Source organism: Arthrobacter sp. Alg241-R88 (assembly GCF_900537115.1).
In the GTDB taxonomy this organism is placed as follows: domain Bacteria; phylum Actinomycetota; class Actinomycetes; order Actinomycetales; family Micrococcaceae; genus Arthrobacter.
Window position 1 is genome coordinate 101,745 of sequence record NZ_UNRG01000002.1, and the last position, 20,077, is coordinate 121,821.

General features: G+C 66.0%; 14 protein-coding genes. 6 read left to right on the forward strand and 8 right to left on the reverse strand.

From position 1 onward, the window contains the following. Positions 1-7: 7 nt before the first annotated feature. Entirely contained in the window at positions 8-901 is an 894-nt protein-coding gene (locus G6R19_RS05295; protein WP_163163099.1) for a TIGR01777 family oxidoreductase, read from the reverse strand. Between the two features lie 76 nt (positions 902-977). Between G6R19_RS05295 and G6R19_RS05300 the strand changes: the two genes are divergently transcribed. Further along, the gene (locus G6R19_RS05300) at positions 978-4,484 is read left to right on the forward strand and encodes a S41 family peptidase (RefSeq protein ID WP_163163101.1); all 3,507 of its coding nucleotides are present in this window, start codon (positions 978-980) and stop codon (positions 4,482-4,484) included. A 77-nt stretch (positions 4,485-4,561) separates the two neighbouring features. On the opposite strand, the gene G6R19_RS05305 is transcribed toward G6R19_RS05300, so the two are convergent. The 5 genes from G6R19_RS05305 to G6R19_RS05325 all read right to left on the reverse strand — a co-directional run bounded on the left by G6R19_RS05305 (position 4,562) and on the right by G6R19_RS05325 (position 10,757). Next, positions 4,562-4,990 (reverse strand): OsmC family protein, encoded by a 429-nt coding sequence (locus tag G6R19_RS05305; protein WP_163163103.1) that lies wholly within the window; start codon positions 4,988-4,990, stop codon positions 4,562-4,564. Positions 4,991-5,179: 189 nt separating this feature from the next. Beyond that, on the reverse strand, positions 5,180-5,530 hold the full coding sequence (locus G6R19_RS05310) for a hypothetical protein (protein WP_163163105.1): 351 nt from the start codon (positions 5,528-5,530) through the stop codon (positions 5,180-5,182). Positions 5,531-5,695: 165 nt separating this feature from the next. Further along, the gene (gene sucB, locus G6R19_RS05315; RefSeq protein ID WP_163163107.1) at positions 5,696-7,474 is read right to left on the reverse strand and encodes a 2-oxoglutarate dehydrogenase, E2 component, dihydrolipoamide succinyltransferase; all 1,779 of its coding nucleotides are present in this window, start codon (positions 7,472-7,474) and stop codon (positions 5,696-5,698) included. Positions 7,475-7,588: 114 nt separating this feature from the next. Next, positions 7,589-8,971 (reverse strand): dihydrolipoyl dehydrogenase, encoded by a 1,383-nt coding sequence (lpdA, locus tag G6R19_RS05320; protein ID WP_163163109.1) that lies wholly within the window; start codon positions 8,969-8,971, stop codon positions 7,589-7,591. Positions 8,972-9,230: 259 nt separating this feature from the next. After that, positions 9,231-10,757: a leucyl aminopeptidase gene (locus G6R19_RS05325; RefSeq protein ID WP_163163111.1), complete on the reverse strand. Its 1,527-nt coding sequence runs from the start codon at positions 10,755-10,757 to the stop codon at positions 9,231-9,233. Positions 10,758-11,014: 257 nt separating this feature from the next. Between G6R19_RS05325 and G6R19_RS05330 the strand changes: the two genes are divergently transcribed. The 4 genes from G6R19_RS05330 to G6R19_RS05345 all read left to right on the forward strand — a co-directional run bounded on the left by G6R19_RS05330 (position 11,015) and on the right by G6R19_RS05345 (position 16,291). Continuing rightward, positions 11,015-11,953, forward strand: coding sequence for a PAC2 family protein (locus G6R19_RS05330; protein WP_163163113.1), 939 nt, complete (start codon positions 11,015-11,017; stop codon positions 11,951-11,953). A gap of 51 nt (positions 11,954-12,004) precedes the next feature. Continuing rightward, positions 12,005-13,351 (forward strand): MFS transporter, encoded by a 1,347-nt coding sequence (locus tag G6R19_RS05335; protein ID WP_163163115.1) that lies wholly within the window; start codon positions 12,005-12,007, stop codon positions 13,349-13,351. Positions 13,352-13,444: 93 nt separating this feature from the next. After that, positions 13,445-14,719, forward strand: coding sequence for a DUF4192 family protein (locus tag G6R19_RS05340; protein WP_163163117.1), 1,275 nt, complete (start codon positions 13,445-13,447; stop codon positions 14,717-14,719). Positions 14,720-14,974: 255 nt separating this feature from the next. After that, complete coding sequence (locus tag G6R19_RS05345; RefSeq protein ID WP_163163118.1) at positions 14,975-16,291, forward strand: RNA polymerase sigma factor; 1,317 nt, start codon at positions 14,975-14,977, stop codon at positions 16,289-16,291. A gap of 139 nt (positions 16,292-16,430) precedes the next feature. Here G6R19_RS05345 and G6R19_RS05350 read toward each other — a convergent pair whose 3' ends face one another. Further along, positions 16,431-16,652, reverse strand: coding sequence for a hypothetical protein (locus G6R19_RS05350; protein ID WP_013600696.1), 222 nt, complete (start codon positions 16,650-16,652; stop codon positions 16,431-16,433). Between the two features lie 254 nt (positions 16,653-16,906). Here G6R19_RS05350 and G6R19_RS05355 point away from each other — a divergent pair, with 254 nt between their 5' ends. Continuing rightward, positions 16,907-19,015 carry a DNA topoisomerase IV subunit B gene (locus G6R19_RS05355; protein WP_163163120.1) on the forward strand — a complete coding sequence of 703 codons (2,109 nt, stop codon included), beginning with the start codon at positions 16,907-16,909 and terminating at the stop codon, positions 19,013-19,015. Between the two features lie 65 nt (positions 19,016-19,080). On the opposite strand, the gene G6R19_RS05360 is transcribed toward G6R19_RS05355, so the two are convergent. Further along, positions 19,081-20,073, reverse strand: coding sequence for a M56 family metallopeptidase (locus tag G6R19_RS05360; RefSeq protein WP_163163122.1), 993 nt, complete (start codon positions 20,071-20,073; stop codon positions 19,081-19,083). Between the last annotated feature and the right edge of the window lie 4 nt (positions 20,074-20,077).

The following is a 20,077-nucleotide window of genomic DNA, read 5'->3' on the forward strand; positions in this document are numbered from 1 at the left end:
AGGGCTCCTACTCCCTGCCGGCAACCCACTGCGCGGCATGGGCGAGCGTGGGATGCTGCCAGGTGAAACCGGCAGACGAGAGCAGGGCGGGTTCCATGCGCTGGCTTGCGAGGAGCAGTTCGTCGGCAAGATCGCGCATCACCAGGCGCAGGACCGGGGCCGGAACCCTCAGCCCGGCGGGGCGGTGCAGGGCTTTGGCCAGCGCAGCAACCAGTGCGTTCACGTCTGCATCCTCGGGGGCGCAGAGGTTCACCGGCCCGGACAGCGGGGACTCCAGCAGGAAGAGGAAAGCTGCCGAAACATCGGGCAGGGTTATCCATGGCCAGTACTGGCGGCCGTTGCCCAGCGGCCCGCCAACCCCCAGCCGGATCAGCGGGAGCAGCCTGCCCAGTGCGCCGCCCGAACGGCTGAGGACCACCGCCGTCCGCGGCACCACCACCCGCACACCCGGGGGAGCGGTGGCGGCTGCCGCTTCCCACTCGCCACAGATCCGGGCGAGGGTGCCGGCTCCCTTCGGCGCGTTTTCCCGAAGTACCGTGTTGCCGGCGTCGCCGTAGTACCCCGAGCCGGACTGGCTGATGAAGACAGGGGGCGGGGAATCGAGTTGGCGCATGGCCCGGGTGAGCGTCCGCGTGGAGTCCACCCGGGAGCTGAAAAGTTCGTCTATGCGCCGGCGGGTCCACGGCCTGTCGCCAATGCCGGCACCGGAGAGATTGACGACGGCGTCGGCTCCGGCCAGTGCCTTCGGGTCAAGTTCTCCGGCGGCCGGGTTCCACCGGACTTCCGTTGCCGATGCCGGCTCGCGCCGGACCAGGGACACGACGACGTGGCCTGCATCGCGGAAGGTGGCCGACATGTGGGTACCGATAAGACCGGAGGCGCCGGCGATAACTATGCGCATGGGGTCCATCACACCACGGCGGACGCAGCGCAGGCACCTCCAACAGGGGTAACCGGGGGTTGACTATGATCAAACGATGACCTCTTCGAGCTACTTCCGTTACCCGCACCTGCACGGCGATCTGGTCACTTTTGTGGCCGAGGATGACGTGTGGATTGCGCCCCTGGGTGGAGGGCGCGCCTGGCGTGTCTCCTCGCTCCAGCTGCCCGCCCGCAATCCCCGCTTCACCCCGGACGGACAGAGGCTGGTATGGACAGTGGTGCAGGGAACAGCACCGGAGGTGGTGTCCGCGGCAGTGGACGGCGGCGACTACCGGCAGCTCACCTACTTCGGCCACAGCACCACCCGGGTGAAGGGCTTTACTGCTAAAGGCTCCGTCGTGGTCACCAGCGCCTTCCGCCAGGCTGAAAGCCGCCACACACACGCCTACAGTGTCCCGCTTGAGGGCGGTTGGGCCGAGGAACTGCCCTTCGGCCCCGTAGAGTCGGTCGCCTTTGGCCCCGAAGTGGGCGATGAGCGCCCGGTAGTAGTGGGCAGCGTGCTGTCACGCGAACCCGCGTGGTGGAAGCGCTACCGCGGAGGCACCGCCGGAAAGCTCTGGCTGGACAACGACGGCAACGGTGAATTTGAACGCCTGCTGCCGGACCTTGACGGCAACCTCGCTGATCCCATGTGGGTGGACGGGCGCATCGCATTCCTGTCCGACCACGAGGGGTACGGCAACCTGTACTCGGTCCTTCCGAATGGAAAGGACCTTCGCAGGCACACGGATCACGAGGATTTCTACGTCCGGCACGCCGCTTCCGACGGAAAGCGCATCATCTTTGAGTCCGCGGGTGAGCTCTGGGTTCTTGCTGATCCTGGTTCCGACCCCGTGCGGCTGGACATCACGCTGGGCTCTGCTTCCCAGTCGCGGCGCCCGGCGCTGCTGAACACCAGCAAGCACCTTGCCGCGGCAGTCCCGGACGGCGCCGGGGCGGCCAGTGCGGTCGAAGCGCACGGCACCATCCACTGGCTGCGGCACAAGGACGGACCTTCCCGGATCATTGAAGCAACACCGGGCGTCCGTGCCCGCCTTCCCAGGCCGCTCGGCAACGGGCGGCTGGCCTACGTGGCGGACCACGACGGAGTCGAGGCGCTGTACATCAAGGACGTTGCCGCGCCGGTGCCCGGCAGAACAACGGAGGGAAGCGCCCAGGGGACATCCACCCCCGCCGGAGAGCCAAGCAGCGGTACTGCTTCAGGGGCCGGACAGGACGAAGCCGCCGTCGCCCTGCCGCAGCCCGTTCCGGCCGCCGGGGCTGCGGTCCTGGCAGGAGCCGGTGCGGCTCCCGCCGTCAGGGATGACCAGCAGGCTGACGTCGCCCCGGAGGACGCCCCCTCAGCCGCCGCGGCTGCCTCCGCAGCAACCCGGATCGCCTTTCCCCGCCCCACCCGCACCAGCTCCCTCGAGGCCAGCCCGGACGGCGGGTGGCTCGCGCTGGGTACGTCCTTCGGCGAGGTGTACGCGGCCAACACGCGGACCGGGGAACTGACGCTGGTGGCCAGCATCGGTGAAGGCACCGTCACGGATCTGGCCTGGTCGGCGGACTCCCAATGGCTGGTCTGGTCCGAACCCGTGACCTCCTTCGGTTCCCGCAGCCGGCTCCGGCTGGCCAAGGTAGCAGATCCTGGTTCCGGCCTGGTGGACGTTACCGATGGCCGCTTCTGCGACACCTCGCCGGCCTTCACCCCGGACGGCAAGTTCCTGGCGTTCCTCTCCAACCGCAGCTTCGACCCCGTCTACGACGGGCACTCCTTTGACCTCTCCTTCCCCAGCCCCATCAAGCCGTACCTCGTGGCACTGGCCGCTGACACGCCGTCGCCGTTCGGCCCGTCTGTGGATCTGGACGCGGGGGAAGCCCGGGCAGGCGACGGAGCCGGGGAACCTCGGCAGGAAGCTGCGGCAGCAGCGCCGGAGGTCAGGGTGGACCCGGAGGGGCTCGCCCACCGTGTTATCGGCGTCCCCGTACCTCAGGGCAACTACACGTCCCTGAAGGCAGCCGACGGCGCATTGCTGTGGCTCGACTGGGCCCTTGCCGGAGTCACCGGCGACGGCAAGGCCAGCCAGGAGGACAAGGATGCCCGCCCCAGCCTTGCCCGCTTCGACCTCGCCCGCCGGAAACAGTCCACGCTGGTGGAGTCGCTGGACAGCTTCCGGCTCTCCGGCGACCGCACCAAAGTGGTGCTGATATCCGACAAGCAGGTCAGCGTTGTACCGGCAGACAAGAAGGCTGACGAGGAATCAGGCGAGCTGGTCAAGGTGGACCTTGGCCGGGTCCGGGTGATGATGGACCCGCTCAGCGTGTGGGGCCAGGCCTTTGACGAGGCATGGCGCCTGCAGCGCGACTTCTTCTGGACTGAAGACATGGCAGGGCAAGACTGGGAGTCCATCTACAAGCGCTACCGTCCGCTCGTGGACCGGCTGGGTTCCCACGACGACCTGGTGGACCTGCTGTGGGAACTGCATGGTGAACTGGGCACCTCGCACGCCTACGTCCGGCCCGCACCCGTCACGGAGAACGGAAGCCATGGCCAGGGCCGGCTCGGTGCCGACCTTGCCCTGACAGCGGCCGGCTGGGAGATCACCCACATCCTGGCCGGCGAATCATCCGATCCCCTCGCAACGTCGCCCCTGACCCGTCCGGGCGTCGGTGCCAAGGCCGGAGATATCCTGCTGGCAATCGACGGCGTTCCGTTGTCCGCGGCCGTGACCCCGGCGATGCAGCTGGTGGGGGCGGCCGGCCGGCCGGTGGAGCTGACACTCCTTAACGGCGGAGCGCACGGCGACAGCGCCGGCAGGCAACGGCGGGTCGCCGTCGTACCCGTCAAGGACGAGGAGCGCCTGCGGTACCAGGAATGGGTTGCCTCGAACCGGCGGACCGTCAGGGAGGCTTCGGGAGGCACCTTCGGCTACCTCCATATCCCGGACATGATGGCGAACGGCTGGGCCCAGCTGCACCGCGATCTTGACACAGAAACCGCGCTGGACGGCCTCATCGTGGATGTGCGGCGCAACCGCGGCGGGCACACCTCCCAGCTTGTGGCTGAGCTGATCGGCCGTAAAGTCACCGGCTGGAGCATGCCGCGGGCAGAGAAGCCACGCACTTACCCGCACCACGCGCCGCGCGGGCCGGTCATCATCCTGGCCGACGAGTTTGCCGGGTCCGACGGCGACATCATCACCCAGGTGTCAAAGCTGCGCGGCATCGGTCCCGTGATCGGAACGCGCACCTGGGGCGGCGTGGTGGGCATCGACAACAGGTTTGCCCTGGCTGACGGCACGGGTGTCACCCAGCCGCGGTACGCCACCTGGTTCGGCGGCGGCGTGGGCTGGAGCGTCGAGAACTACGGAGTGGACCCGGACATTGAGGTCACCTACCCGCCGCACGCCTACGCAGCCGGACGCGATCCGCAACTGGAATACGGCATCGGGGCACTGAAGGAGATGGTGCAGGAGCTTCCCACTGACCGCCCGCCAGCACGCGAAGGCTACCGCCGGCTGCGCCCTGCGCCGCTCCCGCCGCGCGGCCAGGGCAAGTAACCCCACCAGCACGAAAAAGCCCTGCCTGGCCGGAAATGGCCAGGCAGGGCTTTTTGGCGTCTGCGCCCCGAAACGGATCAGGCCTCGAGCGTGGCGTCCAGGGTGATGTCGATGCTGGCAAGGGCGCCGGAAACGGGGCAGCCGACCTTGGCTTCGGCAGCGATCTTCTGGAACTCGTCTTCGGAAATTCCCGGGATCCGGGCGGACATGGTCAGGTGGCTGCCGGTGATGCCGGTGCCCGGCACGAAGGTGACGTCAGCCTTGGTGTTGACTTCCTCCGGCGCGTGGCCAGCCTGGGCCAGGGCGTGGCTGAAGGCCATGGAGAAGCAGGCTGAGTGGGCTGCCGCGATGAGTTCTTCCGGGCTGGTCTTGCCGCCGGCAGCCTCGGTGCGGGCCTTCCACGTGACGTCGTACGTACCCAGGCCGGAGCTGTCCAGCGTGGTGTTTCCGGAACCTGACATCAGGTCGCCGTTCCATACTGTGTGCGCGGTGCGTGTTGCTGCCATAACCACTCCTCAAGTCGATTCGAACCGGGGCAGGCTGGTGCCTGGACCCGCCGCTACCCATCCTAGGGATTCGGCACTCCGGGTGCACGGGTTGTCCGCTGTCAGAGGATTGTGACCATGGCGTAGAACGCCGACGGCGACGCTCCCCGCAGAGAGGGAGCGTCGCCGTCGTACGATGCAGATGAAGTGCTACTGCCAGATCGTGGCGATCGCGATGTTCAGGAGCGCGAGTCCGCCCACGCCGTGCGCGAGGCCGGGGCTGACGGCCTCGCCCTTTTTGTACTTCCGGCGTCCGATGAAGGCCAGGACGCCGACAACCACGGCAATGACGAGCTTGATGCCCAGCTTTGCGTAGTTGGCGTCCATGTCCAGGGCTGGAATAAGGCCCATCAGGATGACACCGGTGAGCAGCTGCGTCATGGCGCCGTCGAACTGGCGGGGGTGGACGGTGGGCTTTTTCATCTGCCCGATCCAGATTCCGACGATCATGGCCGCGCCGACGATGTGCAGGAAAACCACAATGTTATAAACGATGTTCATGGGACCAGTGTAGCCAGAGGTTCTACAGCTTGTAGTAGTTTCGGATCAGTCGGTGGCCCGACGCCTCCATGGTTTTAAACGCAGGGTTGTTAAACGCCGACGGCAGTGCAGGCCTTGCGCTGGTCTCCCACCGCTGCCTGCACCGCCGTCGAACGTTTTAGCGCGTTACAGCCCCAGGTCTGCCTCGAAGGCGCCCTCTTCAAGGCGTGCCTTCAGCGTCTGGAGGAACCGGCCGGCGTCGGCGCCGTCCACCAGGCGGTGGTCGTACGTCAGGGACAGGTACATCATGGAGCGGATGGCGATCGAGTCGTCACCGTTCTCATCGGCAACAACCACGGCGCGCTTCACGATGGCGCCGGTGCCCAGGATGCCCACCTGAGGCTGGTTGATGATCGGGGTGTCGAACAAGGCTCCGACCGAACCGATGTTGGTGATGCTGAACGTGCCGCCGGACAGCTCGTCCGGGCCGATCTTGCCGTCACGCGTGCGGCCTGCAACGTCGGCGATCTTGCCGGCCAGGCCGGCGAGGTTCAGGTTGCCGGCGTCGTTGATGACCGGGACCAGCAGGCCCTTGTCGGTGTCGACGGCGATCGCCAGGTGCTCGGCGTTGTGGTAAGTGATTTCCTGCTTGTCCTCGTCGTAGGCAGCGTTGAGCTTGGGGTGCTGCTTGAGTGCCTCGGCCACGGCCTTGGCGATGAACGGGAGGAAGGTCAGCTTGACGCCGTTCTGGGCCTGGAACGAGTTCTTGGCACGGGCACGGAGCTTGGCGACCTTGGTCAAGTCCACTTCGTGGACCTGGGTCAGCTGGGTGGAGATCTCGAGGGATTCGCGCATGCGGCGGGCGATGACTTGGCGGATGCGCGGAGCCTTCTGCGTGGTGCCGCGCAGTGAGGAAACAGCGGCGTTGGACGCTGCCGGTGCTGATGCGGCGGGCGCTGCTGCAGGGGCTGCGGCGGGTGCGGCCTTGGCTTCAGCGGCTGCCATAACGTCCTGCTTGCGGATGCGTCCGCCCACGCCGGTGCCCGAGAGCGAAGCGATGTCCACGCCGTGCTGGTTGGCAAGCTTGCGGACCAGGGGAGTGACGTAGCCGGATTCAGATCCGCCGTTGGAGGCCGCGGGCTGTGCAGTGGCAGGCGCTGCGGCAGGTGCTGCCGCGGGGGCGGGTGCAGCCTGCGGTGCCGGTGCTGCCTTCGGGGCTTCCTGGGCCGGTGCAGCCTGCGGGGCAGGTGCGGGTGCTTCAGCCTTGGGGGCTTCCTGGACCGGTGCCTCGGTGGACGGTGCTTCGGCAGGGGCAGCGGCTGCGCCTGAACCGATAACAGCCAGGACGGAGCCGACCTCTGCCGTTTCGTCCTCGTTGACGCGGATTTCCTGAAGGGTACCGGCTACCGGGGACGGGATTTCGGTATCAACCTTGTCGGTGGAAACTTCCAGGAGCGGCTCGTCCACCTCTACGGAGTCGCCCACGGCCTTCAGCCAGCGGGTGACGGTGCCTTCGGTGACGCTTTCGCCCAGCGCCGGGAGGGTGACCTCGTGCCCCTCGCCGCCGGCTGCAGGTGCCTCCTGGGCGGCTGCCGGTGCTTCCTGGGCGGGTGCTTCCTGTGCAGGAGCCTGCTCGGCCGGGGCGGCCGGCGCGGGAGCTTCCGGTGCCGCTGCTTCTTCAGCAGGAGCTGCTGCGGGTGCTTCTTCGGCGGGGGCGCCGCCACCGGAGCCGTCGCCGATGCGAACCAGGGGAGCGCCGACCTCGGCGGTCTCGTCCTCGGCAACCAGGATTTCCTCAATCACGCCAGCTACAGGAGAGGGGATTTCAGTGTCTACTTTGTCGGTGGAGACCTCGAGCAGCGGCTCGTCCACCTCTACCCGGTCACCTACCTGCTTGAGCCAGCGGGTGACGGTTCCTTCGGTGACGCTCTCACCGAGGGCGGGCAAGTTAACGGATTCAGACATGTCGTCCCCGTTCTCCTTATTGATCTTTAGTGCGGATGATTGCTGCCTTGTTGGAAGCCTAGTGCACCCGGCATTCCGTGCCGGGTGCACCAGGCCCTGTGGTGCGTGGCGAAACTAGCCGTGAAGCGGCTTGCCCGCGAGTGCCAGGTGGGCTTCGCCCATGGCCTCGTTCTGGGTGGGGTGTGCGTGCACCAGCTGCGCCACATCCTCGGGGTAGGCTTCCCAGTTCACGATCAGCTGGGCTTCGCCGACCTGCTCGCCCATCCGGGCGCCGATCATGTGGACGCCCACCACGGGGCCGTCCTTCTGGCGGACCAGCTTGACTAGTCCTGAGGTGCCCAGGATGGAGCTCTTGCCGTTGCCGGCCAGGTTGTATTCCTGGGTCTGCACCTGGTCCTCGCCGAACTTCTCCTTGGCAGCCTTTTCGGTGTAGCCGACGGTAGCGATTTCGGGATCCGAGTAGGTGACCTTGGGGATGTTGATGTCCTCAACGATCACCGGCTTCAGGCCGGCGATTTCCTCGGCCACGAAGATGCCCTGCTGGTAGCCGCGGTGGGCCAGCTGGACACCGGGGACGATGTCGCCGACGGCGTAGATGTTGCCGACGCCGGTGTGGAGGCGCTCGTTGGTGATGACGAAGCCGCGGTCGATGGTGATGCCCGCTTCCTCGTAGCCGAGGTTGGCGGTGACGGGGCCACGGCCGACGGCGACGAGCAGCAGGTCCGCTTCGAAGGTCTTGCCGTCCACCAGGGTGACCTTGACGCCGTCGTTGTTCTGCTCAACGCCCTGGAAGAATACACCGGTGGAGAACTTGATGCCGCGCTTCTTGAAGGCGCGCTCGAAGTTCTTGACGATGGTGGCGTCCTCGTTGGGAACCAGCGAGGGCAGGCCCTCCACGATGGTGACGTCCACGCCGAAGGACTTCCAGACGGAAGCGAACTCGACGCCGATGACGCCGCCGCCCAGGATGATGGCGCTCTTGGGGATGGAGTCCATGGTCAGGGCCTGGTCGGAGGTGATGACCTTGCCGCCGATTTCCAGGCCGGGAAGGGTGCGGGAGTAGGACCCGGTGGCCAGGATGATGTTCTTGCCCTTGTACGCGGTGCCGTTCACCACAACGGTGTCGGTGCCCTGGAGCTTGCCCTCACCTTCGATCACGGTGATGCCCTTGGACTTGATGAGGCCCTGGAGGCCCTTGTACTTGCCGGCGATGATGCCGTCCTTGTACGCGTTGACGGCAGTGATGTCGATGCCGTCGAGGGTGACGTTCACGCCGTACTTGGCGGAGTCACGGGCGTGGTCGGCGAGCTCTGCAGAGTGCAGCAGCGCCTTGGTGGGGATGCAGCCGTTGTGGAGGCAGGTGCCGCCCAGCTTTGCCTTCTCCACGAGGCCGACGGTAAGGCCAAGCTGTACGGCCCGCAGTGCGGCGGCGTATCCGCCGCTGCCTCCACCGAGTACCAGGATGTCGAATTCTTGCGCAGTTGCCTGATCGGCCACTTAAACGCTCCCTCGCGTGAACGATGACGCGTTCTCCGCGCATCATCTGGTCTTGGAACTTGCACTGCCGTGATTATGCCAGCGTGCTTGTTCTCTTGCATTTGTGACTACCGTGGTTCACCTTAGCGAACCACTTATCCATGCTCCACCTTGGTGCCGCGTTTGTGGAGCGCTTGTGTCCAGTGTCACGCGGCCCTGCGGCACAGGGAACATTCCCGTGCCGCAGGGCACCCGTGGCGGCCGGACTTCGCCGGCGGTGTCAGGCCGCGGCGGCGAGGATGTCCTCTACATAGGCCACCAGGGTCCGGACGGTGCAGCCCGTGCCCTGCTTGTGGGTGTAGCCGTACGGGCTGCCGTTGTTGAAGGAAGGCCCGGCGATGTCGATGTGGGCCCAGGGGATCTGTTCCCCGTCCTTGCCCTTACCCACGAACTCGCGCAGGAAAACAGCGGCCGTCATCATGCCGCCGTGGCGTTCGCCGATGTTGGCCAGGTCCGCAACCTGCGAGTCGATGCTGGGGCGCAGTTCCTCGGGCAGCGGCATGGGCCATACCAGTTCTCCGGCCCGGTCGGCTGCGGCCTTGAGCGGGCCGGTCACGCTGTCCGAGCCCATAACGCCGGCCGTGCGGTTGCCGAGCGCGATCAGCTGTGCGCCCGTCAGGGTGGCGACGTCGATGATGGCGTCCGGGTACTCACGGCTGGCGGCCACGATGCCGTCTGCCATGACGAGCCGGCCTTCGGCATCGGTGTTCAGGACCTCAACGGTCTTTCCGCCGTACATGGTGAGGACGTCCGCGGGACGTGAGGCCGCGCCGGAGGGCATGTTTTCGGCAATGCAGAGCCAGGCGGTCGCCTTGACCGGAAGGCCAAGTCCGGCGAGGGCGAGGACAGTGTTAAGGACGACGGCGGCGCCCGCCATGTCGCTCTTCATGTCGCCCATGCCGAGGGCCGGCTTGATGGAGATCCCGCCGGTGTCGAAGGTGATGCCCTTGCCGACAAGGGCGATCTTCGAGGTTGCCTTCGCGGGGGAGTATTCCACCTTGACCAGGCGGGGCTGGCGGGCGGAGCCCTTGCCCACGCCCATGATGCCGCCGAAGCCTTCCTTTTCGAGCCGCTTTTCATCCCAGACGGTGACCTTCACGGGCAGGCCCTTGGCCAGTTCCTTCGCGGCCTCAGCGAACGTTTCGGGGTAAAGGTGGCTGGGCGGCTGGTTGACGAGGGAACGGGTGGCGTTGACGGCCTTGCCGATCAGCCCGGCACGCCTCAGGGCGGCGTCCGTCTCCTTGTGGCTGGCGAACTCCGTGAAGATGACGGCGTTCCGGACCGGATCCTTCAGCCCGTCCTTCGAGGAACGGAATTCAGTGAAGGAATAGGCGCCGAGCGCGGCACCCTCGGCGACTGCCGCGACGTCGGCAACTGACGCCGTCGGAAGGGCAAGGACAACCGTTGCGAGGCCGGCAAGCTGGCGGACAGCGGAACCGGCCGCCCGGCGCAGGGCCTCTCCCGTGAGCGGTTCCGCAGCGGAGACCTTGCCGGTGCCGGCGAGGACCAGGATTCCGGCGCCCGTCTCCGGAAGGCCCGGGAGTCGGACGATCTGGTCCGCGGCACCGGTGACGCCCAGGGACTTGAGGGACTGCGCCAGGGCCTCTGCACTCTTTGCGGTCAGCGGGTTGTCCAGGAGGACGGGCCCGTCAGTGCCCTTTCCCACGCCGATGACCACTGCGTCACTGGGGCTCTTCTTCAGGTCCCTTGGGAGGGTACTAAGGTTGATTTCAGTATTCTTGACCACAGGGATCAGTCCTCAATTCTCGAGAGATGCTCGGGCAGGATGCATGTTCGGCGCTCTGCCATGGTTGCCCGGATGCTATCGTTCGGGACGCAGTCCGGGTGTCTGCAAGCCCGTCTGGCAGGCCAGTTCCGATCGTAGCCCGTCCCCGCCCGCGCCGGTGTATTTCCTGAGAGGTGCGCCACACCGGCCGCAGGAATGTGCGGCTGCCCTGCGGCGTTGTAGAAGATGTCCACCCGCACCTATGAAAGGAACATGCCGTGCTTGAACGGATCTCCGGCTCCCTGCTGGACCCCGACGCGCTCTACGCGAGCAACATTGAGCTGTTCCACAGCCCTGAACTCCGCGGGCTGGATTTGGTGATGGGCTTCACCGGGTTCGCCGATGCCGGTCACGTAGTGAAGCAAATCAACGCTGAACTGCTGGACACGCTCGACGCCGAGCCGGTTGCAGTCTTCGATGCTGACCAGCTCATCGACTACCGGTCGCGCAGGCCCCACGTGACGTTCGTCGAGGACCACCTGCAGGATTACCAGGAGCCGACGCTCGCCCTCTACCGGCTTATCGACGGCCTGGGCAATCCCTTCCTGCTGCTGGCAGGGTTCGAGCCCGACCTGCAGTGGGAACGGTTCGCGCGGGCAGTGGTGGGCATCGTGGAGAAGCTGGACGTCAACCTGGTCACCTGGATCCACTCCATTCCCATGCCGGTGCCCCACACGCGTCCGGTGGGCGTGACGGTGCACGGCAACAGGCCCGAACTGATCGAGGGCATCTCGGTCTGGAAGCCAACGGTGGAGGTCCCCGCAGCGGTGGGCCACATCCTGGAGCTCCGCCTGGTGGAGGCCGGCCGCAACGTCGCCGGCTATGTCATCCACGTGCCGCACTACCTTGCCGAGGCGGAATATCCCACCGCCGCCGTCGCAGGACTTGAATACCTGGGTGCAGCCACTTCGCTGATGCTGCCCTCGGACAGGCTTCGGGAAGCCGGCCGCGAAGTCAGCCGCCAGATCGCCGAGCAGATTGATGCCTCGGAGGATGTCCAGCAGGTTGTGTCGCGCCTCGAATCCCGGTACGACGAAAAGGCCGAAGGCACGGTCCGCCGCTCGCTCCTTGCGGACGAAAATGACGAGCTTCCCAATGCGGATGTCCTCGGCGCTGCCGTCGAGGCCTACCTCGCCCGCGAGAACCCCGGCCAGTAGCGGAACCCGCTGCTGCCGGGGTGGCCACGGCTGTCCGGGCATAATGAAGGGGTGACTGCACCCCGCGCCTGGCTGATTTGGACCGTTGGTATCTTCGGGTACCTTGTGGCGGTTTCACAGCGCACGTCCTTTGGCGTGGTGGGCCTGGAGGCCACCGAGCGTTTCCACGCCAGCGCGTCCGCCATCTCGTTCTTTACCGTCCTCCAGCTGCTGGTCTATGCAGGACTCCAGATTCCCGTGGGCCTGCTGGTGGACCGGTTCGGCTCACGCGCCATGATCGCCGGCGGTGCCGTCCTGATGGGCCTGGGCCAGCTCCAGCTGGCGTTCGCCGACAGTATTCCCGGAGGTGTAGCCGGACGGGTCCTGGTGGGCGCCGGGGACGCGATGACTTTTATCTCGGTGATCCGCCTGATCCCGCTCTGGTTTGCGCCCGCCCGGGTGCCGCTCGTGACCCAGTTGACGGGTATGTCCGGCCAGTTGGGGCAGCTGTTCAGTGTCATTCCCTTCGCCTTCGTGCTGCACGCGGCGGGCTGGACCCCGGCGTTCCTGATGCTGGCAGGGATGTCGGGACTCGCCGTCGTCCTGGTCCTGCTGCTCCTGCAGGACGTGCCGCCCGGCACCCAGCGGCCGCAGGCACAGCAAGGCCTGAAGGCAACAGGAGCCTCGCTGGCCCGCGCCTGGCGCCAGCCGGGGACCAGGCTGGGACTGTGGAGCCACTTCACCATCCAGTTCAGCGGTACTGTCTTCGCGATGACCTGGGGTTACCCGTTCCTCCTTTCCGGGCAGGGTCTCGACGCCGGAACAGTCGCCGCCCTGATGGCGCTCTACGTGGCAACAGCCATGGCAGTGGGGCCGTTCATCGGCCGCTTCGTTTCCCGCCACCCGCTGCGGCGTTCAACCATGGTCCTGCTGATCGCCGCTGCCACCGCCGGAGCCTGGGCAGCCGTGCTGCTGACTCCGGGGCGTTCACCGTTGTGGCTGCTGGCCGGCCTCGTGGTGGTGCTCGCCATCGGTGGGCCCGGCTCGATGATCGGCTTCGACTTCGCCCGCACCTTCAACCCCGCGCACCGCATTGGCACCGCGACGGGCATCGTCAACGTGGGCGGCTTCATCGCCGCGCTGATCGCGATCTTCCTGATCGGCCTGGTGCTGGACGTGCTGTACGCCAGCGGGTTCTCCAACGGAGTCCTGTACGGGCTGGACCCGTTCCGGATCGCACTCAGTGTCCAGTTCCTGCTGCTCGGCTTTGGGGCCGCAGCAATGCTGGTCTGCCGCCGGAAGGTACGGCGGCAGATGGCTGCCCAGGGTGTTGTGGTCCCGCCGCTGCGCAGCGCGCTGGCCCGCCAGCGGCGCGAACACCTGGCCCGGCGCAGCAAGGCGGCCGCTTCAGACGACTGACTGGTCCTCCACAGGGCCGGCTGCACAGCGGCGGTTTCCACATAGCTGCGGCCCTTACTGTCGAGTGACCCCTGGCCGGCGAATGCTGGAGCCATGACATCTCCAGAACGGCTCACAGTCCGCGGCCCGGAAGACATACTGGGTTTCATTCCCCACTCGTTGGGATACTGGCCGGCGCAGAGCCTCGTGGCCATCACATTGCAGGGCAAAAGGGTGGGGGCCACCTTGCGGCTGGATCTTCCCGGGCCGGACGTCCTTGCCAATCCGGCAAAATTCCTGCGGGCCGTCCGGCGCTATCTCGAGGCGGACAAGGAGGCTGACGGCACACTGCTGGCGATCTTCACCAGCAACGGCGGCGCGGCGCCGCAGTCGCGGTACGACGGTTTGCTGGCCGGCCTGGACTCCATGCTGCAAAGGGCGCGGATGCCAGTCCGGGAAGCCTGGTACATCGGGGATGATTTCTGGCGGGAGGTTTGGTGCCTGGATGTTTTATGCTGCCCGCTGCCAGGGCGCCCCATCCAGGAAATCCACGACAGCCTGCTCAACACCGAGATGGTGTACCGGGGAAGCAGCATTGGACCGGCCCCGGAACAGCGGCAGCCGGCCGGCCCTGTTTCTGCCCTCCACCGCGCCGCTGTGCTGGAAGCGGAGGCCGAGTGGTCGGCCCAGCTGGACCTTCGGCGGCAGAGCCGGCCGCAGTTTGCCGCGGTGCTCGGCCAGTGGGAGGCGGTACTGGCCCGCCCGGCCGGGGACCTGCAACGCCCGTCGGTACACCGTGACGCTTTCCTGCGGGCCACGCTCCTGGTGCCCGCCTGGCGGGACGCCGTCCTCGTTATGGCGGCGGCGGGGAAAACAGCCGCTGCAGCCGGGGCTGAAGAGTTCGGAATTTTCAGCCAGGACGCACAGCCGGGGCCGATGGCGCCCGGGGCAGAACAGGCCGGGCCGGAAGAAGTGCCATCCGCAGCGGATGGCACCGCTTTTCCGTCCTTCGCGCTACCGGACCAGTGCGGGGAAGGCTTCCTGATGTCCGGCGGCCAGGATGGTACTCCCGGCTACGGAAACGTCCTGATGGGGCAGGAGCCGGCCGTTCCCCAATGGCACAGCCTTGACGCCCTCGACCTCGTCCTGGAGCACCTCGCCGCGATGGGCGGGCCACCGGCCGCGGCTGCCTTGACGGGGAGGGGCTGGATCGCGTGGTGCCGAGGTCGGGGCTCGTATTCGGCGGCGTACCTGGGGGAGGCGCTCGACATCGAGCCCGGGTACCGGCTTGCAGAGTTGCTGCTTGAATTGGTCCGCCGGGGTACGTTGTGCGGCTGGGCGGCGCGGAAGGAGGCTGCCTGGCAGAAATTCGGACCGGAAGCCGCCTGAAGGCGAAGACGGCAGGAAATGGCGGGTTAGGCCCTATTCCGGGAAATCGTGAGACAATGGAGGCCGAGACCCGGTTGGGTCCGTGTATCGAGTGCTTGTAATGACCGCTGTATGGGAACATTACGGCCGCTCCGGCAGTTCTATTTATAGACTCTGCCGGCCGTGGTGGCGCTTGGTTTTCACCACGGACTTGACAGGGTCATAGTGGTGTTGCCCGTATGGCGATTCCACAGACCACCGCTAGAAAGGTTTTCTGTGACCCCGTCTTCCACGAAGAAGGACCCCGCCGCCCAGGACGAACTGTCCGCCGAGGAGAAGCAGGCTGCAACAAACGCCAAGCGGGCCGCCACGCGGGCAGCCAACAAGGCTTCTGCCGGTGAAGCTGGTGCGGACGGCAAGCGTGAGCCCAAGAAGCGCGGGCCCAAACCCGGCGCGAAGGCTGCTGCTGAAGCGGCCGGCAAATCGGCCGGTGACACGGACGCCGATGACGTCGAAGAAGTCGAGGAAGACCTCGATGAGATCATCCTCGAAGGCCCTGATGTTGTTGAGGAGGACGCCGAGGCCGATCCCGTCAAGGGAGCCGCCGGCTCCGGCAAGGGCTTCGTCTACTCCGACGCAGATGACGACGACGCACCTGTCCAGCAGGTCATGTCCGCCGGAGCTACCGCCGACCCTGTTAAGGACTACCTGAAGCAGATCGGTAAGGTCGCACTGCTCAACGCCGAGCAGGAAGTGGACCTTGCGCTCCGGATCGAAGCCGGCTTGTTTGCAGAAGAGAAGATCGCTGCTGACGACGGCTCGATGGATCCGAAGTACAAGCGCGAGCTTGAATTCATCATCCATGACGGCAAGCGCGCCAAGAACCACCTGCTGGAAGCCAACCTCCGCCTCGTGGTCTCGCTGGCCAAGCGTTACACCGGGCGCGGCATGCTGTTCCTGGACCTGATCCAGGAAGGCAACCTCGGCCTGATCCGTGCAGTGGAGAAGTTCGACTACACCAAGGGCTTCAAGTTCTCCACGTACGCCACCTGGTGGATCCGCCAGGCGATCACGCGTGCCATGGCCGACCAGGCCCGCACCATCCGTATTCCGGTGCACATGGTTGAAGTCATCAACAAGCTGGCCCGCGTCCAGCGCCAGATGCTGCAGGACCTCGGCCGTGAACCTACGCCCGAAGAGCTGGCGCTCGAACTGGACATGACCCCCGAAAAGGTCGTCGAAGTCCAGAAGTACGGCCGCGAGCCCATCTCGCTCCACACGCCCCTGGGCGAGGACGGCGATTCCGAGTTCGGTGACCTGATCGAGGACTCCGAGGCTGTTGTGCCGGCGGATGCCGTGAGCTTCACGCTCCTGCAGGAGCAGCTTCATTCCGTGCTGGATACGCTCTCTGAGCGCGAGGCCGGAGTGGTGGCCATGCGGTTCGGCCTCACTGACGGACAGCCGAAGACTTTAGACGAAATCGGCAAGGTCTACGGGGTCACGCGCGAGCGTATCCGCCAGATCGAATCCAAGACCATGTCCAAGCTCCGCCACCCCTCGCGGTCGCAGGTGCTGCGGGACTACCTGGACTAGAAGCAGCACTCACCACAAGCGGCCCGCCGGGAACCGTGCCCGTAGCGGGCACGGTTCCCGGCGGGCCGCTTTTTGCTTGAACCAACTTAAAAAGATTGGGACCCCACCTTTCGGTGAGGTCCCAACAGCTTCAGCCAAGCTAGTCGATTTCTACGGCAGCCTTCTCGTGAAGCTTCCCCGTCTCATCGTGCCAGTCGGAGCTCAAGGGCTTGAGCGTTGCCTCAACTGCACGGGCGTGGTGGCCGCAGAAAAGAAGCTCACCACCGGAGGACTCCAGTACAACCCGGACATATGCCTGGGCTCCGCAACGATCGCACCTGTCCAGTGCGTTGAGTGTGCGGTCTGCCACTGCTGTTGTCATGTCGGCCTCCTTAGTAGATCAGTACGTCTATATAACCAGCATTCGTAACAAAACCATCGCAAGGATGGGACAAGTTCGCTGTGCGCGTAGCCGCAAGAATGGATCAAGATCGCGCCACAGCCCCTCGAGGGGTGCCACGTGGCGTGGCGCACACGCCCCGGCAGGTGTGGCAGTCGGTACTGCCGGGCCGGGCCGACTACCCTTGGAAGAGCGATCCCAGCCCGCTGTTCCGTCCCTGAAGGAGTTCATCACCAGTGGCACCAAGTTCTGATTACACTGCCCGGCACCTGTCTGTACTGGAAGGCCTCGAAGCCGTCCGCAAGCGCCCGGGCATGTACATCGGTTCCACTGACTCCCGCGGCCTGATGCACTGCCTGTGGGAGATCATCGACAACTCCGTGGACGAGGCGCTGGCCGGATTCGGCCACGACATCAAGATCATCCTGCACGCGGACAACTCCGTGGAGATCCACGACGACGGCCGCGGCATCCCCATCGACAAGGAACCGAAAACAGGGCTTACCGGTGTCGAGGTGGTCTTTACGAAGCTCCATGCGGGCGGCAAGTTCGGCGGCGGTTCGTACACTGCTTCCGGCGGCCTGCACGGTGTGGGCGCCTCCGTGGTCAACGCACTGTCCTCCCGCCTCGATGTTGAGGTGGACCGGGGCGGAAAAACGTACAAAATGTCCTTCCGCCGGGGCGAGCCCGGGCGCTTTAAGGACACCGGGTCCAAAATTGATCCGGCCGCCCCGTTCACGGCGTTCGTGGATGACTCGGTGCTGGACGTGGTGGGCAAGGCCAAGCGGGGCGTCACGGGAACCAGGATCCGCTACTGGGCAGACCGGCAGATTTTTACCCCGGACGCAAAGTTTTCCTACGAGGAACTCGCCGCGAGGGCCCGGCAGACGTCCTTCCTGGTGCCCGGCCTCAAACTGACGGTCCGCGATGAGCGCAAAGTCCCGGGGACGCCCGGCGAGTCTGGAGCCCATGAGGAGGTCTTCCACCACGACGGCGGAATCTCCGAATTCGTTGAGTTCCTTGCCGCCGATCCCGCCGTCACCGATGTATGGCGGCTGCACGGCTCCGGAAAGTTCAAGGAGACGGTTCCCGTGCTGGATGAACGGGGGCACAGCCAGCTCGCCGAGGTGGAGCGCGACTGTGAAGTCGATGTGGCGCTGCGGTGGGGGATCGGCTACGACAGCACCGTCCGGAGCTTCGTCAACATCATCTCCACGCCCAAGGGCGGAACGCACCAGTCCGGTTTTGAGCAGGCCCTCGTCAAGACCTTCCGCAAGGCCGTGGAAAACAACGCCCGCAAACTCAAGGCCGGCAACGACAAAATCGAAAAGGACGACATCTTCGCCGGCCTCACCGCCGTCCTGACCGTCCGCCTCGCTGAGCCGCAGTTCGAAGGGCAGACCAAGGAGATCCTGGGCACCTCTGCCGTTCGGGCGATCGTGGCCAAGGTCGTAGAGCGCGAGGTCAACGCCAAGCTCACCTCCGCCAACAGGAACGACAAGGCACAATCCGCCCTGCTCCTGGAAAAAATCGTCAACGAGATGAAATCCCGCATCTCGGCTCGCGTGCACAAGGAAACGCAGCGGCGCAAGAACGCGCTGGAAACCTCGTCCATGCCCACCAAGCTCGCTGACTGCCGCACGGACGACGTCGAACGTTCCGAACTCTTTATTGTGGAAGGCGACTCGGCGCTGGGAACCGCCAAGCTGGCGCGGTCCTCGGACTTCCAGGCCCTGCTGCCCATCCGCGGCAAGATCCTGAACGTCCAGAAAGCCTCGGTGGGGGACATGCTTTCCAACGCCGAATGCGCGGCCCTCATCCAGGTGGTGGGGGCAGGGTCCGGACGCAGCTTCGACATCGCCGCCGCCCGCTACGGCAAGGTCATCCTGATGACGGACGCGGACGTGGACGGCGCGCACATCCGCACGCTGCTCCTCACCCTTTTCTTCCGCTACATGCGGCCAATGATCGACGAGGGCCGGGTCTTTGCCGCGGTGCCGCCGCTGCACCGGGTGGAAGTCATCAACGCGGGCCAGAAGGCCAACGAGATGATCTACACCTACTCCGAAGCCGAGCTGCACGTGTTGCTGGCGCGGCTTGCGAAGGAGGGCAAGCGGTACAAGGAACCCATCCAGCGCTATAAGGGCCTGGGTGAGATGGACGCTGAACAGCTGGCCGAGACCACCATGGACCCCCGGCACCGTACCCTCCGCAAAGTAGGGATCGAGAACGCCAAGCAGGCGGAGGAGATCTTTGACCTGCTGATGGGCTCGGATGTTTCGCCGCGCAAGGATTTCATCATCGCCGGCGCTGCAAGCCTGGACCGGGAGCGCATCGACGCCTGACGGCACGTGGGGCCGCGCCCGCAGGCGCGTGCAGGAGGCTGTTTCAGGCAGTACGACGGCGGGCGTCAGCCCAGCAGGCCCGGCACCACCAGAAGGGCCGTGGGCAGGGCCAACAGGAGGAGACAGCCTGCCAGCACCAGGCTGCGGATGGTGGAGGGCAGCTCCGGCTGCGGGGAGAGCAGCCGGCTGACCCGTGACGCGGTGGTGCGGGCCGAATCCGAGCCGGATGTTCCCCCCGCGGAATCCAACCCGGCCAGGGCCAGGCTTGGGGCGCCGGAACGAATTTCCACGTCACCGGCAGCCGCTGCCGAACCGCTGGCCACGATGGCGATGGCCTTGATAAGCGTGGCCTTGCTTTCGGTTTTGAGCGCGACGTCGTCGGCCAGCATTTCGATCAGGGAGTTGACTGACTCCTGGGCGAGGCGGGTGGTGGGCAGCCAGGGAAGTGCCTGGCGCCAGGCGGCGAAAGCCCACAGCAACAGGTGGTGCCGCTGGCTCAGGTGGGCGTTTTCGTGGATCAGCACCGCGCGGAGTTCAGCCGGCTCAAGGGCTGCCATCAAGCCATCGGACAGCACGGTCACGGAGCGCGCGCCGCCGGGGAGGCAGTAAGCCACAGGCGAATCGTGGTTGATGACCAGCGTCCCGGTTCCTTCGGTGGAAGGAGAAGCAAGGAGCGCGAGAAGCTCGCGGTGCCGCCGCCGCTGGCGTTCGATCTTGTAATACGTCAGCAACAGCGTGAACACCAGGTGGGCCGTCAGCAGTGCCGCGGCGGACAGCGCGAAGATATGCCAGAAGCCCAAGGCGGTGGTGGGGGCGTTGAAAAGCACCATCCCCGCCAGCGCCCGAAGACCGGCGATGAGGTTATCGCCGATGGGTTCCAGGCCGTACACCAGCATGGCGCCGATCATGGACAGCCCGCCGGCCAGTGCGATGGCCTGCCAGAGCAGCATGGCCGTAAAGGGGGAGCGCGCGGGCCACTGCGCCCTCGAGAGGAGGATAGGTACCGGCCACGCCAGGACTATCGCAAGGACCGCCAGCAGGTACGAGGCCCAGAACATGGTC

Excerpts from the sequence above, each read along its gene's own strand:
- G6R19_RS05350 (WP_013600696.1), bottom strand. The coding sequence starts at position 16,652 with ATGACAACAGCAGTGGCAGACCGCACACTCAACGCACTGGACAGGTGC.
- G6R19_RS05360 (WP_163163122.1), bottom strand. The coding sequence starts at position 20,073 with ATGTTCTGGGCCTCGTACCTGCTGGCGGTCCTTGCGATAGTCCTGGCG.
- G6R19_RS05300 (WP_163163101.1), top strand. The coding sequence starts at position 978 with ATGACCTCTTCGAGCTACTTCCGTTACCCGCACCTGCACGGCGATCTG.
- G6R19_RS05295 (WP_163163099.1), bottom strand. The coding sequence starts at position 901 with ATGCGCATAGTTATCGCCGGCGCCTCCGGTCTTATCGGTACCCACATG.
- G6R19_RS05340 (WP_163163117.1), top strand. The coding sequence starts at position 13,445 with ATGACATCTCCAGAACGGCTCACAGTCCGCGGCCCGGAAGACATACTG.
- G6R19_RS05305 (WP_163163103.1), bottom strand. The coding sequence starts at position 4,990 with ATGGCAGCAACACGCACCGCGCACACAGTATGGAACGGCGACCTGATG.
- sucB (WP_163163107.1), bottom strand. The coding sequence starts at position 7,474 with ATGTCTGAATCCGTTAACTTGCCCGCCCTCGGTGAGAGCGTCACCGAA.
- G6R19_RS05310 (WP_163163105.1), bottom strand. The coding sequence starts at position 5,530 with ATGAACATCGTTTATAACATTGTGGTTTTCCTGCACATCGTCGGCGCG.